This is a genomic window from Marinifaba aquimaris, from assembly GCF_013328345.1.
Lineage (GTDB): Bacteria > Pseudomonadota > Gammaproteobacteria > Enterobacterales > Alteromonadaceae > Marinifaba > Marinifaba aquimaris.
This window is the reverse complement of sequence record NZ_JABULX010000008.1, coordinates 105,065-124,770: the sequence shown is the minus strand read 5'-3', so window position 1 is coordinate 124,770 and position 19,706 is coordinate 105,065. Positions and strand designations below refer to the sequence as shown.

14 protein-coding genes and 1 pseudogene are annotated in these 19,706 nt (G+C 39.6%); 1 reads left to right on the top strand and 14 read right to left on the bottom strand.

All coding sequences use genetic code 11. From position 1 onward, the window contains the following. Window positions 1–29: 29 nt before the first annotated feature. The 6 genes and pseudogenes from HR060_RS07560 to pilV form a co-directional block, all read right to left on the bottom strand. Window positions 30–416 (bottom strand): annotated as a pseudogene (locus HR060_RS07560) (IS3 family transposase); the annotation flags it as partial. A 121-nt stretch (window positions 417–537) separates the two neighbouring features. After that, window positions 538–999 carry a type IV pilin protein gene (locus tag HR060_RS07555; protein WP_174199687.1) on the bottom strand — a complete coding sequence of 154 codons (462 nt, stop codon included), beginning with the start codon at window positions 997–999 and terminating at the stop codon, window positions 538–540. 4 nt (window positions 1,000–1,003) lie between these two features. Next, the gene (locus HR060_RS19745) at window positions 1,004–4,882 is read right to left on the bottom strand and encodes a pilus assembly protein (RefSeq protein ID WP_174199686.1); all 3,879 of its coding nucleotides are present in this window, start codon (window positions 4,880–4,882) and stop codon (window positions 1,004–1,006) included. 12 nt (window positions 4,883–4,894) lie between these two features. Next, window positions 4,895–5,377 (bottom strand): pilus assembly PilX family protein, encoded by a 483-nt coding sequence (locus HR060_RS07545; protein WP_174199685.1) that lies wholly within the window; start codon window positions 5,375–5,377, stop codon window positions 4,895–4,897. Then, window positions 5,365–6,492 carry a PilW family protein gene (locus HR060_RS07540; protein WP_174199684.1) on the bottom strand — a complete coding sequence of 376 codons (1,128 nt, stop codon included), beginning with the start codon at window positions 6,490–6,492 and terminating at the stop codon, window positions 5,365–5,367. Before HR060_RS07540 ends, HR060_RS07545 begins: the two co-directional genes overlap by 13 nt. A 12-nt stretch (window positions 6,493–6,504) precedes the next feature. Then, on the bottom strand, window positions 6,505–7,113 hold the full coding sequence (gene pilV / locus HR060_RS07535) for a type IV pilus modification protein PilV (protein ID WP_174199683.1): 609 nt from the start codon (window positions 7,111–7,113) through the stop codon (window positions 6,505–6,507). 260 nt (window positions 7,114–7,373) lie between these two features. Between pilV and HR060_RS07530 the strand changes: the two genes are divergently transcribed. Beyond that, the gene (locus HR060_RS07530) at window positions 7,374–7,952 is read left to right on the top strand and encodes a GspH/FimT family pseudopilin (protein ID WP_174199691.1); all 579 of its coding nucleotides are present in this window, start codon (window positions 7,374–7,376) and stop codon (window positions 7,950–7,952) included. A 23-nt stretch (window positions 7,953–7,975) separates the two neighbouring features. On the opposite strand, the gene HR060_RS07525 is transcribed toward HR060_RS07530, so the two are convergent. From HR060_RS07525 to HR060_RS07490, 8 genes are all read right to left on the bottom strand, one after another. Further along, window positions 7,976–9,307 (bottom strand): GGDEF domain-containing protein, encoded by a 1,332-nt coding sequence (locus HR060_RS07525; protein ID WP_174199682.1) that lies wholly within the window; start codon window positions 9,305–9,307, stop codon window positions 7,976–7,978. Between the two features lie 92 nt (window positions 9,308–9,399). Then, window positions 9,400–10,554 (bottom strand): HDOD domain-containing protein, encoded by a 1,155-nt coding sequence (locus tag HR060_RS07520; RefSeq protein ID WP_174199681.1) that lies wholly within the window; start codon window positions 10,552–10,554, stop codon window positions 9,400–9,402. Window positions 10,555–10,659: 105 nt separating this feature from the next. Further along, window positions 10,660–11,232, bottom strand: a complete 573-nt coding sequence (locus HR060_RS07515; RefSeq protein ID WP_174199680.1) for an anthranilate synthase component II — start codon at window positions 11,230–11,232, stop codon at window positions 10,660–10,662. Between the two features lie 139 nt (window positions 11,233–11,371). Next, window positions 11,372–12,376, bottom strand: coding sequence for a tryptophan--tRNA ligase (trpS, locus tag HR060_RS07510; protein ID WP_174199679.1), 1,005 nt, complete (start codon window positions 12,374–12,376; stop codon window positions 11,372–11,374). A 149-nt stretch (window positions 12,377–12,525) separates the two neighbouring features. Beyond that, window positions 12,526–15,114, bottom strand: a complete 2,589-nt coding sequence (locus HR060_RS07505) for a family 20 glycosylhydrolase (RefSeq protein ID WP_174199678.1) — start codon at window positions 15,112–15,114, stop codon at window positions 12,526–12,528. Between the two features lie 179 nt (window positions 15,115–15,293). After that, window positions 15,294–15,593 (bottom strand): hypothetical protein, encoded by a 300-nt coding sequence (locus HR060_RS07500; RefSeq protein WP_174199677.1) that lies wholly within the window; start codon window positions 15,591–15,593, stop codon window positions 15,294–15,296. A gap of 18 nt (window positions 15,594–15,611) precedes the next feature. Next, window positions 15,612–16,040 carry a type IV pilin protein gene (locus HR060_RS07495; protein ID WP_174199676.1) on the bottom strand — a complete coding sequence of 143 codons (429 nt, stop codon included), beginning with the start codon at window positions 16,038–16,040 and terminating at the stop codon, window positions 15,612–15,614. Continuing rightward, entirely contained in the window at window positions 16,041–19,694 is a 3,654-nt protein-coding gene (locus HR060_RS07490) for a pilus assembly protein (RefSeq protein ID WP_174199675.1), read from the bottom strand. Window positions 19,695–19,706 lie beyond the last annotated feature (12 nt).

Below are 19,706 nucleotides of genomic sequence, written 5' to 3'. Positions count from 1 at the left end.
ACAAGCTCTACTGACAGATAGCTTGGTTATGTTTTTTTCTTCAATAACGCGTTGCGTTGCTTTTTTGTGATACGTACTCCGAAATCTTTATCAAGTACATCGACTATCGTTTCAAAGAATTGTGCTTTTATCTTGGTATCTTCTAGCTCTTTTTCGAGGGCTTTGATTTTTTGCTCAGGTGTTAAGTCATTGGGTTTAGACATAAGGGGAAGCTCATTCATATGATTGGGAGTACCTTTACTCCAATCTAGTTGACCATATCGGCGAAGCCAAGTTAAAACGGTTGAAGCACCTTGAATACCGTAGTGGTCTTGCGCTTGTTTGTAAGTACATTCGCCTTTTTCTACTTTATCAACGACGGATAATTTAAAGGCAAGTGAATAATCTTTTTGTGTACGCTTAGTTATTGGTTTCATTATCTTCTCCAAATTGAAGTTGGAAAAGTGTCAACCTTATTCAGGACGGGTCATAGGTACAAAAAAAGCACCTTTTAAAGGTGCTTTTTTTATTGGTTGAATGTGCGGATAACTTTTGACGTTATTGCCAGCAGTCTAAACCGTTTGCAGTACCATTTGAGTCAGTACCATCCTTTTGTCCAAAAGAATTTAATGTCATCGTTCTACACTCTGTATCATTAGTGGCTTGCGCACCAACAGCAGTTGCTGTAATGATATAGTCATCTGTTATGTTATTTACTGCGGCAACAGTTATCTGATACATAACTTGGTTAGCTCCATCAGCAGTTACATCATAAACCTCATTGGTGCCAGGTAATCCAAAGTTAGTTCGAATCGCAGTTGTATAAGTATTTCTATCAGCAAAAAATTCTTCCTGCAAATTTGCAACTCTTGCTATTTCAAGTAAAGCAGCACTTCGAAAGCTCTGAGAAATATAGCTAGTATAAGCAGGAACAGCGACAGCCGTTAAAATACCTACTATTGCAATAGTTACCATTAACTCGACTAGAGTAATGCCTTGTTGTTTTTGGAGTTGTTGCATTTAATTACTCTTTAATTGTATTGCCAATACGATCAATATTTAAACCTAAATCCTCACAGTTACCGTTTTCACACTTTAAGGCACCAGAAGATTTCTTTGTTGCTAAGGTACCATCGCCATCACCATCAGCTACACCAATAAGCGTTAAGTTACTTGATTTGATACCATTAGCATCCTCTTCCTGTGAAGCGTACAACACAGGTGTTGCAGGAATTGTCTGGTCAACTGTGAATACCCTACTTTTATAAATCTGGGTACCGTAATTCAAGTCTAGAGCGTAAATCCGGCCATCGCCGAATACGATATCACATTGAGCAGTTACTGGCTCTGACGGAGGTATATAAGTCGTAAAATAAGCGACTCCACCAACAACACGCGCAGGCGAAAGGCTCTTTTCACCGTCGAGAAAACCATTAGAGACCATGACTTCCTCAGCGGTGTTTTCTGCATTTTCGCTAAAATCATAAAACCAACCGTAGTCACCTTTATCAAAATACGTTCCTGCGGAAGCATTAGCAAATGGGTCTGCCGTTATATCCCTTAATGAACCAGGTGTTAAAACATTGGGTTTAGAGCTTGAAAAATCTTGGGTAATGGTATTTCTGTCATGTAAAAAGTAAGCTTTATCTCGAACCGTTTTACCATTAGGATCGGCTTTATCACCTGAAGTTAAAAGTACACCATCGTAGGGTACCTTCATAATAATAGGGTCGCCACTACCACCACCAACATTCATCTTAATTTCCGTTCTAACAATGCTCGGTCGGGAATAAAACTTACGAGCATCAGCATTACCTAACGCTCCACTAGGTTTACCAATTTCTGCAAATTTATGGTAATTCCATCCATTAAAGCTGGCAGTATTAGTTCTATTTGGTAAATCAAAACGGTATACAATACCGTCTTTATTTGTCGCGTAGATGCGATCAGTAAAACCGTCTTGGTCTGAATCTAAAGTACCCACTCCAGCAGGGAATTCACCGACTAATTCACTAGCAAGATTACCGCACGTATCAAATTTATACACAAGACTGCCCGTCTTAGCATCAACGATATAAAGGCCGCAACCTTTGTTATTACCCTCGTTATCATCATCATGCCCGGCTGCAAAAATAACGACAGGGTCGTAAGGGTCTCTTCCATCATAGCTAGAGTTAATTGTGGTGACAACAGGCTCAGACCAAGTGTAAGCGAGGTTTTCAAACCCCGCAGTATCTGGGCCTATTTTCCACATTAAAGATGGAGCATTTGGATCGGTTACATTTACTGCATAATAATGCTGACCACCTCGTCGCATACCAAAAAAGATATAAGCCGCATCATATATTTTTTTCTGTTGGCCAAAGAAAGTCACATTTTGATAGTCATTTTTTTGTATTTGGCCGTTACCGTTTGCATCCCTAGTAAAGGCAACAGGTGAACTATCTAAGCCCCAGACTTTATCAGCAACAACAGAATCTGTTCTCAGATCTGATAAGTTCTTTAAAAGCTCTTGTGGGATGTAAGCCCACTTCTCAGCTAAAACTTCGCTTTTATCTTGAAAAGAATGAAGAAAACCAGAGTTAGAAGCTAAAAATATACGTTTGTCTTGTTGACTGTCCGTTGGTGCAGAACCATTAGATTGAGGCGCGCCATAGTTAACGACTAATGGACGGCTGTTCATAGAATCGCCTAAAATATCGACTCGATTATCTGTAGAGCTCCCATCTCTGTCTTCATCGTCAATATCAACGCCTCTTGCCCAATTAACCATATCAACAACATTCTGGGTTTCAACAGCAGTATCTGTATCTGTTACTCCCATTAAAGTTGCAGCGTTAGGCAAGTTAGTCGTTAGACTGTCATCAAAGTCAATAAATGCACTTCCATTATCAGTTTTTACAACGCGTCCAGAGGCGCTTAAACCAGCAAGGTATTCTTGAACGCCTCCACGGTCGACATCACCGCCATCAGCACATGGAGAGGCACCATCACAAATTTGTGAACCGCTAGACCAGTATGACTTAGCTGTCGGTTTAATTTTTCCGTTGTTATCAATGGCTACATTGTTGGTTGAATCGACAATTTTTCCATTTTTAACCTTAAGTTTTTTAAGGTTGCCAGACCAACGAGCCCCTTTTTCAGGTTTAAATACAGAATAATAAATACTCTCTAAGCTTTGAGAATTATCATAGCTATTAGATGCTACTTCAGGAGAAGTAAGTGAAGATGAATCATCTAAAATGATATCCAGCGTTAACTGCAGTGCAGCAATCAGCTCTTGTGGGTTTACCGCTTCAAAGTATTGACCACCACCATTTTCAGCCATTAACCTTAATGTGTCTTCATTGGCAACACCTGAGTCATCACTAAATCCAACTGTGAAGGTCACAATGTTTTGTTCACCATTGGAAGTATCATCATCAATATCATTACTATACAACCATTCAGTCAATGCCGGTAATAGAGACACTTTATTATCATTGGAAGGATCATTATCCGTATCATTTTCGACGTAATCAATCAGGTTTGGATCACTGCTTGAAGCAGATAAAACACTTCCAGTCAGAGCTAATGCTTCAGTATTGGCCTGTTCATCTAATGTTTGATAACCATCAGTAACTAGAATAACGTACCCCGTTTTACTACAAAACTTTAACGGAGAGACGTAATTTCCACTATTCTCTGCTGTTGTATCCCTTAGCGGTAAGGCAACATTCATCTCAGGTTCAAAACCATAACCAGAAAGGTCATTACTTAGAAAATCATCTTTACCGTTATCTTTACCAAAAGAAACAGTTTTCCCCGCAAAGTACTTATATGATTCAAATAATGATTCACAAATAGGACTATTAGAGAAATAAGCATAATCATCATTATCGAGTGCATCTAACGCAGATTGAATAGAGCCATCATTTGCCTTAACAGCAGAAACGATACGAGCACCGTCATTCATGCCATCAGTTACGGCATTTCGATTGAAAAGCGCTAAACCATAATTAACGTTGGGTGTTGAATTAAGTAAATTGATAATTGCATCTTTAGCAATAGAAGAACGGGTGCTGGCTGCAGTATAAGCGGCATGACCATCTTTTACATACTGTAAGTAATTTAAGTAGTTACCTGTATAGAGCGTAACATTACCCAAACCTGAGAAGTCGGCTGGATAGATACCAAACGTGGCTAAGTCACCATGAGAAGAATATTTACTCGGTTTGTAACCTTCAACAGGATAACCTGTCGCAGGATAAATAACATTGCCTGAGGCATTGCCTGGATATACAGAATCTGGATTCCTATCATCACCAGGATGGTTTGTTAGCGAGTTTGGCATATCAGCTTCACATTCGACACGATCGCTTGTGTTGCTGCCGTTGTTATCTCTAACTTTTACCCATTCACCTTTGCTATCAACAAATTCTGCGATAGTGTCCGTGTAAGAACCGGTCCCACCATCAACCAAGGTATAATCTGCGTAATCAAGGTTGCCATGGATAATTTCAAAACCAGTTATAAAGGTTCCAGGGTTGTCATTACTTTCCCAATTACCATACATTGAAATAATAGATGACTGACAGGCGTTAATTTTCCGATTAAACCTATGTGTATCGTTTGGACTAATAGAGTCGGTTAAATCAGGTGAAGAAGCAGAACCATCCAACCAATATACATAATCTTCATCGTATACATTACCTGTGAGCGTTGCACTATAAATAGCATTACCCGGTATATAAGGCTCAGGTATTGGCTGGCGAATTGACATACTACTTGAAGTATCAAATATGATGAGTACTTGAGGCGGAGTGCTTAATGTTTGCTCGTATATATCAAGTTCATCAGCAGTGACGGAACTAAAGTAAGCAAAACAGCCTATAAAACTGGCTAAAAATGGATTGATTTTCACTTGAATTCCTTCCTAGTTACCGACAACCAGCTCGATAGCTATGGTTGATTGACCTTCAACAGCACTTCTTCGATCTTGAATCACACCAATTTGAGTACCAATATTCCGACCGTAGCGACCTTGAGATTCAAGCCGGTAATAGTGGCACTTAACGGATGTAGTATCTGAAGCTACAGCTTGCCTAGGACATGCAGTTTTTCTTATTGCAAGGGGGCTAGCCGATACAAAAGCTTCGGTATTAGCCATCTGGGCTTCTGGCATTTCTTGGTTTAAATTTAAAAGGTTAATTTGCGCTTGAGATTTTTGTTGGTAAACAAACTCATCTAAACCACCAAGAGCTCGGTTTGTCGCATCACCTTTCAGAGCATACGCGGTGGCCATTTTTGTATCGAGGGAAGTGTTATAAACAAGTGTAACAGCGAGAGATGTCAAAAGAGCCATCATTACAAGCGCAACAGCAAGAGCAGCACCTTTTTGATTTTTTATGAGCGCCATGATGACTCTCCACGATTTAAAAGCGTGACCGTATTGGTAAATAGCATACGGCGAAACATAACGGATTCATTAGTATTTGGCTGAATCGTCAATGTATGACTGCCAAGATCATAAGTGATAGCATTTTGAGGTGCGCTATTGACGTTAGGCTTTAATGTCCTGACCAATATACTGACACGAACGGCAATCACTTTTGCACCATTTTCTTCCCATTGCTGATCAGTAATTTCACTCGCTTTGGCATAGTAGTTTACGGTGCCATCACCATTAGTATCTAAACCGTATAAAAAGCCAAGACTTTCTACCCCCTCTACAAGCGCTTGATCGCCTAGTCGTCCTCGGCTTCTCACATCAGTACCGTTTTTAAACAAGAAACGTCTTCTTAAAACAGGCACAGTATAGTCACCTCTAGTTTCTTCTCTAACAAAATAGATTCTGTGTTGGTATTCACCTAGCTCACCTAAAATGTGGGTACCATCATTAAAAGTGGGCACAACATCATTACCGGCAAAAACAATTGCCTCCCCTGGCTTAGTTAACATGTAAAAACGAGTGTCGTTTAATGATGCAAGGCCATTTACTACATCATCAACAGTATTATCGTAAGTTATTAGCCTTTTAATTTGAATGACATCACTATTAAGTACTCTTGTAGCTAAACAACCATTTAATATATTCACGTCGGCGGTATTAGAATAACCCGTGATATGACGAAAGAAGCGGAAGCTACTTGCAACAACTTGATTAGGAAAAGTACCGTTGTTAGTCCTTCTTGCATCACTGGTTGAACACTCCTGAGTGTTAATAACACCCGTAACATTCGAACCATTTGCCTCACGATGGAGAGTAAAGTTAGCGGCACTGCCTGCAACATGAGTTGGTGCAAAAGAGCTGCCGGTGAAACTGCCCCAGTACCCTGCCATCATGATATCGCGAGAGATAATTTGCATAGCCAAGCGGCCAGTTTCTTGAAGCTCTCCGCGATTAACAGTGTCATCAACGGTCTCATCAGAAGCTATGAGAATATTGATTAGGCCAGTAAAAACAATAATGGCCACAACTGCTGCGACCATTATTTCCGTTAATGTAAAACCTTTTTGCTTGAATGCTTTCAAAAGCCTTCCTTATTATTGATAAATAAATGCCGTCATGGTTACTTGACGACGGCGATTTAAGTTACCTGAAAATTGAGCAGCACCACATGTCGTTGATATAACTTCTCGATTAGTGGCTCCGCTAGCAGCATTTGTATCTGTGAGCGTGTTAACTGCTTTTCGACCCAGCCAAGAAATGACTACCGTTACTTGCCCAGTTGTTTGTTGATAGTCGACGCAGCCCACAGGGTTAATCATACCACTAGAAGAAATTAGTAAATCGCCGTTATTGTCTTGCTCTATGCCTTGCAATAAAGCATCCCATTGGTATTGATCAGATAAGGCAAGTTGATTAGGTGTGCAATTTACAGCAGATGCTGGATCATAATTGCATAATTGAGCTACATTAAAAACACCAGGCCCGTAGTTAGCTGCCCGATATGTTCCAAGCTGAGTTTTGTTAACCTGCATACGGTTTAACATATCATTAGCAAGGGCGACCGCAATAGAGCGCTGAGAAGAATCAACCCCATTTTGTTTAGCTGTTGCCTGCATAGCAATTGTGCCGACTAATCCTATAGCCATTACCGAAGTTGCTACTAATAATTCAATTAGAGAAAAACCTGCAGATTTAGACTTCATTACTTACCTCAACTAAGCTTAGTGAACCTTGCTCAACTCAATCCTTTTAGTTGGAGAACCTCTAACAACAGCTTGCATATTGTTCAATTAATGTTCGAAGATACCATATTCGTTTTTTGGGATCAAAGAAATGTAAATAAAAGTTAAAATGGTCGTACCAGAAACAAATTGACTTAATTTACTTAAATTATATAACAACAAAACTTAACCTTTCTATGCATAATTAGCGCAGATACAAAAGAAACAAATGGGCTGTTATTATGTTGTCTTCCCTAAATCGAAAATCGCAAAAAGGCTTTAATGTCTTAGAATTAATGGTTGCCGTTGCAATCACTGGCTTAACACTTACATTGGGTGTTCCTTCAATGTCAGAAACCTATGCAGATATTCGAGTCAATAATACGGTTAGGCAAGTCAGTAAAGATCTTGTTTACGCTCGTACCTACGCAATTAGCAACAACACTGTAGTAACTATTTGCAACTTATCAGGTTCAAGCTGTACAGGTAGCTGGGAGGATGGTTACACGATATTTATCGACGGTGACGCAAGTGGTACATTTGATACAGCTAACGATCTCAAACTGGTAGAAAATGCCGACCTCGCTTTTGGTGAATTAAAACTATCAATCAGTGACAGCGCTTTGCAATACCGTATGAATGGTTCGGTTAACAAAGAAGCCAACTTTACCTTTTGCCCTCACAGTGAACAAGGCAAAGCAAAAGGCATCATCATAAACAAAATGGGAAGAACAAAGCTAACCGAAGATTATGATGGCGATGGATTAGACGAGATATCAGTTACTGACATGGACTCCCATATTAGCTGCTCGGCAACATAACTTGCCCCAATAAAATATTACCTCTATGCACTTATCACATTATTTCGGCCTAGCTCTTTAGCATGAGCTAGTGCCCTTTCTAAACGTTTAATTACATCTTCAAATTGCTCTGAGTGTTTACACTCAGCAGTCGCAAGCGTAACCGTAACCGTTACTTTTTTATCAGTATGAGAAGTAGCTTCCACTTGCTTTCGCAGCTCTTCAGATAGACGAATTGCATCTGACAATTCAGTATTAGGTAAAGCAATTAAAAACTCATCCCCTACGTAACTACTTACAATATCTGACAGTCTAAATTTGTCTAACATTAACTGACCGATTTGAAACATCACTTTATCAGCAACTTCATGACCGTATATTTGATTTACCTTATGAAAGTTATCAATATCACATAAAACTAGTGATGTTTTTTGCTCTGAGCGCTTAGCTAGATTAATTAAACCACTGGCGGCAACTTTAAAAGCCCTTTCATTCATCAGTTCGGTTTTGGTATCAGTGAATGCCAAACGCTTGAGTTGGTTTTTAAGCTCTAAGCTATAAAAAGCAACAATACTCAAAGCGCCAATAGAGAACATAATAAAAAAAGTAGGCAAAAGTGCATTAATACTGTTAGTAAGTAGCTTTTTCCTATCAATCACCTGAATAAGGTCAAATTGGCCAAGCAACGGCTTTTGACTTAGGTACGGTGCAGGAACAGTGAGAAGCGATTCAAAATCGATAGCTGTAATATTTGAAGTAACATCAGTAAAAACCAATGATTTATTTGGTGAAAAAAGGTATGTAGAAATAGCTTGATCATTATTATCAAGTAGTAGCTTTACTAACGAAAGTTCCAGTTCAACCGCCAAAATGCCAAAACCCAATTCTTTGTCATTAATACGGCTAACTAGGGTCAAGCTATCTTTAATCCCATCATTTAGTAAGCTACCGTAATTCATTGAGCGAACTCCAGATGGAAGGCTGCCTAATTTTTCAAATACGGCTTGAGCTTTTTCAGCCTCAAGTTGTTTCACATGAATTTGATTAGCTTGATTTTGTTGAGCAAACACGCCCGTTTGAGATAGGAAATAAACGCGATTCACATCTGATGATGACGAGTAAATAAAGATAGTTAATGCGCGATTTAATTCTAGTAGAGCCTGAAGCTTTTGCTGCTCCAGTGTTAAAACACTTGCATTGTTGACCGTTAAATCATCAACATTAATCGCTTTGACAGACCGAGTATCCATAGTAGACATCGTCTTATACTGGGCGCTAAGCGCATCAAAGTAATTGAATACTCTCGCTAAATCTTGCTCAATCACCCTCACTTTATCAACTAACTTTCTCTCATAATCAGCAATTTGCCTTTGCATATCTTTATTTATAAACCAAGCTGCGACAACAAGGTAAAGAGCACAGAATATAAGTATGCAAGTTTTTATACGATGAGGAGGTACTATTTTCATTATTGATGTTCTAATCTCAAGTTCAACCGCTTCAAGCTGAGCTTTCTCAACTCTATCACGTCTTGAGTGCTAATATGATTAAGCTTAAAAAACTGCTTAGCCTCATCTTTAGTGATTAAGTTGTGCTTTTGTAATGTTTTATAGCGCGAAAACGCAATGCCTTTTCTCATCACCTGAGCCATAGGTGATAGTTGTCCAAATTCTAATTGCTCTGCATTTTCTTCAAACGCAGGTAAAACGATAAATCGTTTTAAATTAAAGCTCTCTATTATTTTTGCACTTAAAACACTCGAGTGTTGTTGTAACAAATCTCTCAACAATTCAGGATTGGGTGTCAACTCCACGAGTGCATCATGCTGCTCTTTTAAACGTTTATCTCGAGCATGTGTTAATTTTTCTTTCCATATTTGATCGAACGTTCTCAAATACAATCTAACAATGGCTGATTTACCTAAATCGTGAAACATACCACATACAAACGCTGCTTTATCATCGAGCTCCTGTAACTGAGCAAGCTTTTTGCAACACAAGGCCGCAGCTAAACCACTCTCCCAGAGCTTTCGTTTCATCAACCTAAACGGTTCAGTGCTATATGGAATCCATTTCTTTAACGCAAATGACGGGATGACATAAGGCAAGTTTTCGATGCCAATATAGCTTAAAGCAGTCTTGTGTTTATCAACTTTAACATTCTTTTTTTTGTTACTCGCAGAGCGGTACTGAGGAAGGTTAACAAACTGAATGAGCTCATCTGCTAACCAAGGAAGGTTAGCAACTAGCGGGTCAACCCGAGCAATAGATGCAGCTCTTACGGCTAAAATATCCAAAATAGCAGGAATGCTATCATTTGCCTGTGTTACATTTTCAATGACTAATTCGACGTCTTGAATCTTTTCAAGAAAACGTTCTTCCACTTCTTTATTGAGCGCAACTGTCATTTCCTGCACATTGACCGCTTTGTGGAATTGCTCTACTTCTCTGGTTTCTTTGGCTTCCCTTTCGACCTCAAGTAACTCACGTTTATTTAACTCGAAACCCAATTCATCATCAGTATTTCCACTTGCAACTAAAAGCTGACGACGAGCAAAATCATAACTGATTAATAAGTTATGAAAACGAGCATGTATATCTTTGTTAAGATCAACTGATGACATTGGAATTACTTAAACGACATTTAAATTAAGTTTTATCACAGTTGCAGATTAAACCAAACTGTTTAACTAAATAATTAGTAAATGGTTTTTACGAAGTGTGAGTTATTAGTGACAACTGAGAAAGTTAGCCATAAGCTGGTGCCCAAATTCTGACAAAATCGATTCTGGGTGAAATTGAACTCCCCAGATAGGTTTTGATACATGGGCAATAGCCATAATAAGGTTATCGTCAAGCGTTTGAGCAGTGATCACAAACTCACTTGGCAAGGTATTTTTCTCAACTAAAAGAGAGTGATACCGAGTCACGCTAAAGTCAGTATCCACACCTTGAAACATCATGTGTCCATTGTGCTGTAATTTAGAGACTTTCCCATGCATGACTTGCGGGGCTTTAATCACCTTGCCACCAAAAACCTGGGCAATACATTGATGACCTAAACAAACACCCAAAATAGGCACTTGCCCAGCAAAGGTTTTAATAACATCCAGCGATACACCAGATTCATTAGGCGTGCACGGGCCAGGAGAGATAATTATCCGAGATGGGTTCCAGTTTTTAATAGTTTCAATAGTGACTTTATCATTCCGAACGACCCTAACATTTTCATCACTGAGGCTTTGCACATAGTGGCTTAAGTTATAGGTAAAAGAATCATAATTATCTATGATTAATATCATCGAAAGTAAATCTCAGAGCAAAAATGGTGTAGAAAACCTAGCCTTAATTCTAGTAAAACTAGATCGCTAGCAACAACTTAGTAAGGGAAGTAAAAACTGAGCAACTCTTCAGGCTGCCCAGTTATATGTACAGCAGAATTTATACTCTAGGTAAGAAACCTAAGACATCATAAACCTTGCTTAACGTTTTTTGTGCATGAGCACTTGCTTTGTCAGCACCAGACTTCATTACTGCGTTAAGCGTAGCTTGGTCATTTCTCAATTCATTAAATCGAGCTTGTATTGGCTCAATCATAGAAACAACAGCATCGGCTACATCTGTTTTTAAATGGCCGTACATTTTATCTTCGTATTTAGGAACTAAAGACTCAATTGATTCACCTGTCGCACATGATAAAAGCGTCAATAAATTTGAAACACCAGGCTTTTCTTCAACATCAAAATATATGCGTGCTTGTTCATCAGAATCGGTAACAGCACTCTTAATTTTTTTCGAGATTTTCTTAGGCGTTTCTAATAAACCAACGAAGTTTTTAACGTTGTCATCTGACTTTGACATTTTTTTAGTTGGATCCTGTAAGCTCATAATTCGAGCTCCAGTTTCAGGGATAAATGGATCCGGAACTTTAAAAACATCACCATAAATGTTGTTAAAGCGCGTCGCAATATCACGACTGAGTTCCAGGTGCTGCTTTTGATCGTTACCAACAGGTACTTTATCAGCCTGATAAAGTAAAATATCAGCAGCCATTAAGACAGGGTATGTAAATAGACCTGCATTGATGTTGCTCACATTTTTGGCAGACTTATCTTTAAACTGCGTCATGCGGTTTAATTCACCCATTTGCGTGTAACAATTCAGGACCCACGCTAATTGGGTATGCTCAGGTACATGTGATTGCACAAAGATAGCGCTTTTTTCTGGGTCCATACCACAAGCAAGGTACAATGCTAAGGCATCTAAACAAGCGTTGCGTAGTTTTTCAGGCTCTTGACGAACAGTGATCGCATGAAGGTCAACAAGCATAAATAAACACTCGTTATCACTTTGCATTTTATCCCATTGGCGCAATGCGCCCATGTAATTACCAATAGTTAATTCACCACTTGGCTGACAACCACTTAATACGATTGGCTTAGACATAATAAACCTTCAAATTTCTTCTTAATTTTTGTCGCTATAATCCCTTTCAAGCGCTAAGAATTCAAGCTTTAACGAAAATAAATAATTACAGAAAACAAAAAAGGCTACCTAAGTAGCCTTTTTATTTTCTGCGTTAGCTAAATTGAGTGTTACTTAGCGACAGAAACTCGACTGAAGTCACCATTAACACCTACAGTTCGCAATTGAACTTCAGATACATTGACCTTTACTGGTTTTGTATATTCAGACCATGTACTGCCGTCTGTGCTGTATTCAATCTTAATACCTGGGAAAGCAGCGTTGGCCTTCAACTGTCCAGATTCAATTACACCACCAGGAACAGGTAAGTGATAATTGATACCTAAGCCCGTCAAACGTTCAAGCTCTTTGCCAGCTAAAGAAGCTGAAAAATCAGCCCAATCTTGAGCACGCGCTTTCTTATCAACTTTAACACCTTCCCACTCAGCTTTATGCCAAGCACGCTCTGCTACTGCTAGTGCGCGAGGAAATACCATTTCAAACATTTGCTCTGCTGTTCTGATTGTTTCAGTCCACACATGCCCTTGCATACCTAAGATATTTTCAGGTTTTTCAAGTTGAGGTAATGCGCGACCAACCGTATCTTCTAAGTCAGTGATTGCATCACCTGCACGAGTGAAGTCAGCGTTTGCGTAAAAATCATCTGGCATATAACCAAACGTTTTTTCAGTTGGTGTATAACGAGCAGCCCAATAGTAACCTCGCTCATCTGGGTGTGCTTCATAAGGGTGATCGAAGTACAAGTGAGTACCGTGAGAAAGCACAACTTTAAAGTCTTCATTTGCTAAGCGGTATGCACGGTCCGCTACACCCCACTCCCAAATGTTATCCCAAACGTTTGAGTAGAAGTTAGGGTTTGGAATCTGGTCACGGATGAATGGGTTTTGTGGGTCAAACATCAAACCGTCCTCCCATGCGGCAATGGCTAAACCACGTTTTGCAGTCATGTCTGCTAAGCCTTTAACAAAATATTGTTTTAAGTCAGCAACACCAGAAATTCCGTTAGTCGGGTCAGCAAATAAAGCTTCACACGCTGGAGATTTAGTCCAAGCACCATGACCTACTTCATCACCACCAACGTGTAATGTATTTAATTTTAAGCCAGCTTGACGATACATTTGCTGTAATTCATACGCGACTTTATCCATAAATTTAAGCGCAGAAGGCATACAAACGTTCATTGCGTTATCAGTGTATAACTGAACTGTTAAGTACTCTGATTTATCTTCAGGGTCAGATAATAAGAACTCTTTTGCAGCTTCTGGCTTACCCTCAGCCATTAATCGGTCATGCCTGACTTCCATCGCAATAATTTGTGAACGAGCGTGACCTGGCGATTCAATTTCAGGAATAATTTCTACATGACGCTCTTTAGCGTATTTTAAAAGCTCAACAAACTCTTCTGTTTTTAAGAAACCATTACCAGAACCTGAGTCAAAAGGACCAGAGCCTAATTGCGTTAACAAACATTTATTTTCTTCTAAATCAAAACAACGGTTACCAGCAATTTCTGTTAATTCAGGAAGCCCTGGAATTTCAAGACGCCAGCCTTCATCTTCGGTTAAGTGAAGGTGTAACTTGTTAAGTTTGTACATGGCAAGTGCGTCAACAAACTTAAATAACGCTTCTTTTCCATGGAAATTACGACCAATATCGTAGTGCATACCACGGAAGTGGAAACGAGGAGAATCCTCTACTTCACCACGGTAAAGTTTTACTTTACCGGCAGATTTGTCTTTAATTAAAGAAAGTGCAGATTGAATACCATAGAACACACCAGCTTCGTCTGAACCGACAATTTCAATGCGGTCATCTTCAATCTCTAATTCATAACTTTCAGCGTTACCACCAGCTAATTTCTCATTAACACGAAGAGAAATAACTTTGTCATTCTTCGTTGGCTTTTTAACCGCTGTTTTATCCAGCTCTGTAGCAAGTAGTTTTTCTAACTCTTTTACTAAATAGCCCGCTTCCGATTTAGTACGGCCTTGATATTCAATAGACCAAGACTTGTCTAAAGTAGTGGTACTTGAGCTAATTTTTGCTTCTACTGGAGTAGGTAAAATTTGACGTTTAATTTTATCTAACTCATCCGCTTTAGCATTCGCAGATTTATTATCTTGATAACGCGATGCAGCCGTTGGGGTTTCCCAACGATCCACTGGGTCGTTGTATCGTTTTAATTGCTCGGGCTTAGTAATGGGTAATACAAACTGGTTAAAATCTTCTGTATCAGTATTAGCAAAGATACTTGGCTCTAAACCTTTGTGATAAAAGAAAGCACGAGGCATGAAATCTGATTTAGAAACAGCCCACACTTGACCTTGGTACTTAATCTCAAGCTCTTGTCCTGCTTTTAAACCTTTAAACTCATCTGTTGGTACTAAACGGTGTAAGTCACCTTGGACATGTTCTACCGTTAACCCAACTTTAGTATATAAGTCTTCGACAAGGCGGATTGAGTGAAAATAGAAAGCCCAATCTCCTTTACCAGCTGGCAATTCGATATCTGAGGCGTTATTGATTTTGATAACACCAATATGGCTTTTTGCACCGTCAACAAAGTTGTCAACAACACCAACTTTCCAAGTTGTATCTTTAGTAAAAGCGGATAGATCTTGCTGTGTTAGTTTTGCGCTGGCACCAAAAGATGCCACAGCTGAAATACAGCTAGCTAGAAGTAGTTTCTTAAATCCCACTATATAACTCCGTTATTTTGATTGAGTTTTATTTATATAAGTTATTTATCGGTATGGTATAACACAGCGGGAATTTATTGAGAAGATAAACAAAGAGAGATTAAAAGAAAAAGTGTTACAAAAAGGCAGATAAAGTAAAAATATGATGCAAGCGCCTAATCTCACTAGCAAAATTTAAACTAATCGGGTTGATTTTCTTCATGTCGTTTTGCTGATAGTGAAATAAAATCTGCATCAACTGGCGCGCATTCATGTACCACTAAAACAGGTAGTAATGTTTTACCATTTGCGGCATAAACGCCCTGTTGAGCCACAATAACAGGCAGTTGATTTGCAGTTGAAATAGGGATATTTCGTTTCACCACCATAGACTTTTTAATACTATTTTCCTGATAGTCCAGATAGCACTTGTAAGCAACTTTTGTCTCAGCCAAGGCTGTAAACGTCAAAACATATAAACTCAAAACTAAGTATTTCATCTAAATTGCCTCTTAACCTTATTGATGCCAACAATCACTTGTTGCATCGTTGCCATCTTTATCTTCCGCGGTCTTGTTACCCAAATAGTCAATTGATATGACGGCACAACCAGGATCAATTTTAAGCTGAGCAGATGTTGCTGTTGCACTAACAATGAAATCGCTGGTAATACTGTTAATCGCTGTAGTATCAATATCGAAACGCTCCGTTTCTGATTTTAAAGGGTCTGTTCCATAACCTAGCTCTGTCATATCGAGTGTATAAGTTCGATTTTCAATAAGGTATTGCTCTTGTTTGTTAACAACAACAATCAATTCACGCATAGCCTCTGAACGATACCCTTGCCCTAAGTAACCTTGGTATGAGGGCACTGCAATGGCGATTAAAATACCTGCAATCGCAATTCCGACCATTAGTTCTATCAAAGAGAACCCTCTGTGTTTCATTTAAATACCTTCTTCATCCAAAATTAAATAGGAGCGCTTAGTTTTCTCTGTATCAAAATCAGCAGCTTCTGTTTGTTGGCAATTATTCAAATCTTCACAGGTAACTGGATCTACGGCAGCTTTTAGCTCCAAAGTACCACTGTTGTTATCACCGGTACCCACACCAATTAATAATAAGTTTCCTGAGCCATCGGTATCTTCACCGCCAAACAATACAGGGGTGTCCGGCACACGCTCACCAAGTGATTTTGATTCCCACCCATATATATTCATCCCGTAATGAAGACTAACTGCATATAACTTGCCCTCGCCAGCATTAAGCTCACAAGTATTCGTGGATGAATTGGAACTTGGGATAAAAGACGTAAAATAGACAACCCCTTCAATAACCTTTGCCCCTGACATGGCTTTTTCACCACTACCTTGAAAATCAATTTTCCAACCTAGTTTACTGCCTAAATCTATCAATTTAGTCTGCATCTGACTTGCCGTATTCTGAATAAATGGAGAGCCAGTAAAATCATATAGTTCAGTCTCGGTAATAACAGCAGGCGCCTCATCAGGATCATAAGATCGAGTCATCACATCTCTATCTTGAATAAGGAAGAAGGCATCATTATCGGCAGTGCTATTTGGGTGAGCGCGATCCCCTGAGCCAATCAATACTCCATCATACGGTACCTCTCGTTGACTAATGACTTTTTCAGTTGTTGTACCGCTATCAATCGTCACCTCTTTTACCTCAGTAAAATAAGTTCGAACAAGAGAAGGTTCAGAGAAAAACTTCCTATAACCAGATGATGACGACAAATCGGCTAACTGTTGCACAGTCCAAGGGGTTGTAGCACTTTTAGGATCGTTACCCGGCATATCAATTCGCCATACGTAACCGCCGATGTCAGCAGCATAAATACGGTCAATATAACCATCGCCATCACTATCAAGTGTGACTGGACGTGCCGGCATTGCATAGCGGAAGCTATTTTGAGTATTTGTTGAGGAACTACCGCTCGGTGTTGTCTTCCAAATAAGCTCACCAGTGGTGCCATCGACAATAAACAGGCCTCTGCCCGGTTGACTGGTACTTGCGGTGATATCACTGTCACCGTTGTAACCGGCACTAAAAATCACAACAGGTTTGGTATTATCATGAGATTTGTGGTTAATAAAACCAATGACAGGTTGAGACCAAGTTTGCGCCAATTCAGTAAAATCACCCTGCCCTCCTTGAATCTGCCACATTTTTGTTGGGGAGTCAGGGTTAGACAAGTTTAGTGCGTAATAGTCACGTCCACCGCGACGAAGCCCTGTGTACATGTACACCAAATCTCCATCACTTGATTTTAACGAGCCATCAAAGTTCTTATCAAACGTAAAAGCAATGGGCGAGCCATCCATACCGTAGAGTTTATTACCGACTTCAGGTAACCGTGCATAATTACCAACAAATGCTTTAGGGTAAAAGGCCCAACTTTCCTCTACCGTATTGCTCGACTCTTTATCTTGGAACATATGCAGTACGCCCGCATTCGTACCAACAAGAATGCGTATATCTTGACTACTTGAGCTGCCACCATAGTTAAGTACTAACGGTTTTGAATGTAGTGGATCAGCAAATAAATCTTCACGTGTTTCATCAGTGGTATTATCTTTGTCTAGATCATATTCATCATACCCCATAGCCCAACGTACCACTTGTTCTTCAGAGCCAGCAGCGATGCCCATCTCAGTAGCGAGGTCGGCAAAGTAACTATTGAGCTTGCTATAATTAAACGTATCTAAACCGCCACTAGCACCTATATCTGAATATAAAGTACGCGCTGATACTGAAGTTTCAGCTAGCATTTCTGCTACACCACCTTTATCCACCTCATTTCCATCAGCGCAGCTATTACTGCCACTACAATTAGAGGTCGCTCCCCAAAAGGTTTGCGCATCACTATCTATATTACCTAACGCATTAATTGCACCACCGCCACTTTGATCAACAATTTCACTACCACTGACTTTTAGCTTTTTCAAATTACCTCTCCAACCTGAAGTTTGACTAGGTAAAAACATTGAGAAATAAACAGAGTCTAAGCTTCTTGTTCGGTCGAAGTTGTTCGCCGCAATAGATGGGGAGGTGAAAGTAGCACTGGTCTGCAAAATTTGAATGATGGTATTTTGTAAAGCAGTGGTAAGCTGAGACGCACTCGTTGCTGGATAGTATTTACCACCGCCGTATTCAGCTGTTTTAGAGAGTATTTGACCAGCATCTGAAACTGCATCTTCACCAAAACCTATAGTAAAAGTCACAGCAGTTTGTTTACCCGGTAAACTAGTATTGATGTCATTATTAAACATCCAGTCAGCTAAAACGGGTAAATAGCTACCGTCAACAATTTTACTGGTATCACCACCTAAACTGGTCACAACACTATTTGCCCCACCATCTTTTGTTGGCTCACCATCGGTGATAATAATCGTGTAAATCTGGTCTCGACAGCCTTCGTTTAGAGGCGTTTTGTATGTACCGCCACCCGTTACCTCTGCTTGCAAATCTCTCGCTGGTACCTTATCAGGATCATTATCGCCATAGTGAACTCCCAAGCCAGCATAATAACGGTAAACTTCCGATAAGGTTTCGCAAAGCGGAGTCCAAGTGTCGGCATTAACATCTTCAATATTCTCTAATATTGCCTCAGCATTAATATTTGCAGCTACATTATCAGGAGCGATCGCATTAACAATACGTCCACCTGCTCTCTCATTGAAAAATGATAGGCCGTATTCAATATCAGCAGAAGATGCTTGAACCAGATTAGAAATGGTTTCTTTGGCTACTTCTAATCGAGACTTAGTCGTTGTCCCAACAGTAGTAGAGTGATACCAATTTAGGTAATTAACCGTGTATAACGTCGTTACTTCTACACTACCAAAATCAGCAGCTGCAACACTATATTGAGTATCAGATGGCGATAGGTGATATATCGCATCACCTTTATCTTTTAATCCATCGACTGGTAACCCAGGAAATCCAGCCAAATCAACAGCGTTTCCTCCACTGCCCACCACAGAAAAGTTATTTGTATTAGCTTCATCGACATCACGCTTACAATCCACAACATCGTTTGCATTAAGGCCATTGTCTTCTTTGATTTCTATCCAAGCATCTTTTTTGTATTGGACAATAGGATCAATAAAATAACCTTGCCCACCTTCTATCAATTCATAGTCAGCAAAGCTTTGCCCCAAACTCTCAATATCATCGCCTACGAGCTCTGCCCCCGATACTTTATGCTTCCACAAACCATAAAGAGGGATACGAGATTCATCACAAGCATTGTTACTTCTTTCAAAACGACGAGGCTTAGATTTTTTATCTTCTTCTTCTGGTACCGGAATATTAACCCCATCAATAATGGCTCCGGTGACAAAATAAGTAGCGCGGTTGGTGTAAAAACCCGATTGGTTATTTTCGTAATTAATCGTTGGATCATATCCGGCTTTAACTTCAGCATGATTTTTCATACTACCGCTATTATCAAAAATGATCATGATCTGAGGAGAACCGGCTCCTGATGTATTACTATTGACATAAAGTTCAATATCTTCAGCAACAGAGCTCGGTGCACATGCCAAACAAGCCAGAGCGGAGACTATCTTTTTCATCTCTTATCTCCT

Coding starts and splice junctions, on each gene's coding strand:
- trpS (WP_174199679.1), bottom strand. CDS start 12,376: ATGTCTAAGCCAATCGTATTAAGTGGTTGTCAGCCAAGTGGTGAATTA.
- HR060_RS07490 (WP_174199675.1), bottom strand. CDS start 19,694: ATGAAAAAGATAGTCTCCGCTCTGGCTTGTTTGGCATGTGCACCGAGC.
- pilV (WP_174199683.1), bottom strand. CDS start 7,113: ATGAAGTCTAAATCTGCAGGTTTTTCTCTAATTGAATTATTAGTAGCA.
- HR060_RS07500 (WP_174199677.1), bottom strand. CDS start 15,593: ATGAAATACTTAGTTTTGAGTTTATATGTTTTGACGTTTACAGCCTTG.
- HR060_RS07495 (WP_174199676.1), bottom strand. CDS start 16,040: ATGAAACACAGAGGGTTCTCTTTGATAGAACTAATGGTCGGAATTGCG.
- HR060_RS07555 (WP_174199687.1), bottom strand. CDS start 999: ATGCAACAACTCCAAAAACAACAAGGCATTACTCTAGTCGAGTTAATG.
- HR060_RS07525 (WP_174199682.1), bottom strand. CDS start 9,307: ATGCAAAGGCAAATTGCTGATTATGAGAGAAAGTTAGTTGATAAAGTG.
- HR060_RS07545 (WP_174199685.1), bottom strand. CDS start 5,377: ATGGCGCTCATAAAAAATCAAAAAGGTGCTGCTCTTGCTGTTGCGCTT.
- HR060_RS07515 (WP_174199680.1), bottom strand. CDS start 11,232: ATGATATTAATCATAGATAATTATGATTCTTTTACCTATAACTTAAGC.
- HR060_RS07520 (WP_174199681.1), bottom strand. CDS start 10,554: ATGTCATCAGTTGATCTTAACAAAGATATACATGCTCGTTTTCATAAC.
- HR060_RS07530 (WP_174199691.1), top strand. CDS start 7,374: ATGTTGTCTTCCCTAAATCGAAAATCGCAAAAAGGCTTTAATGTCTTA.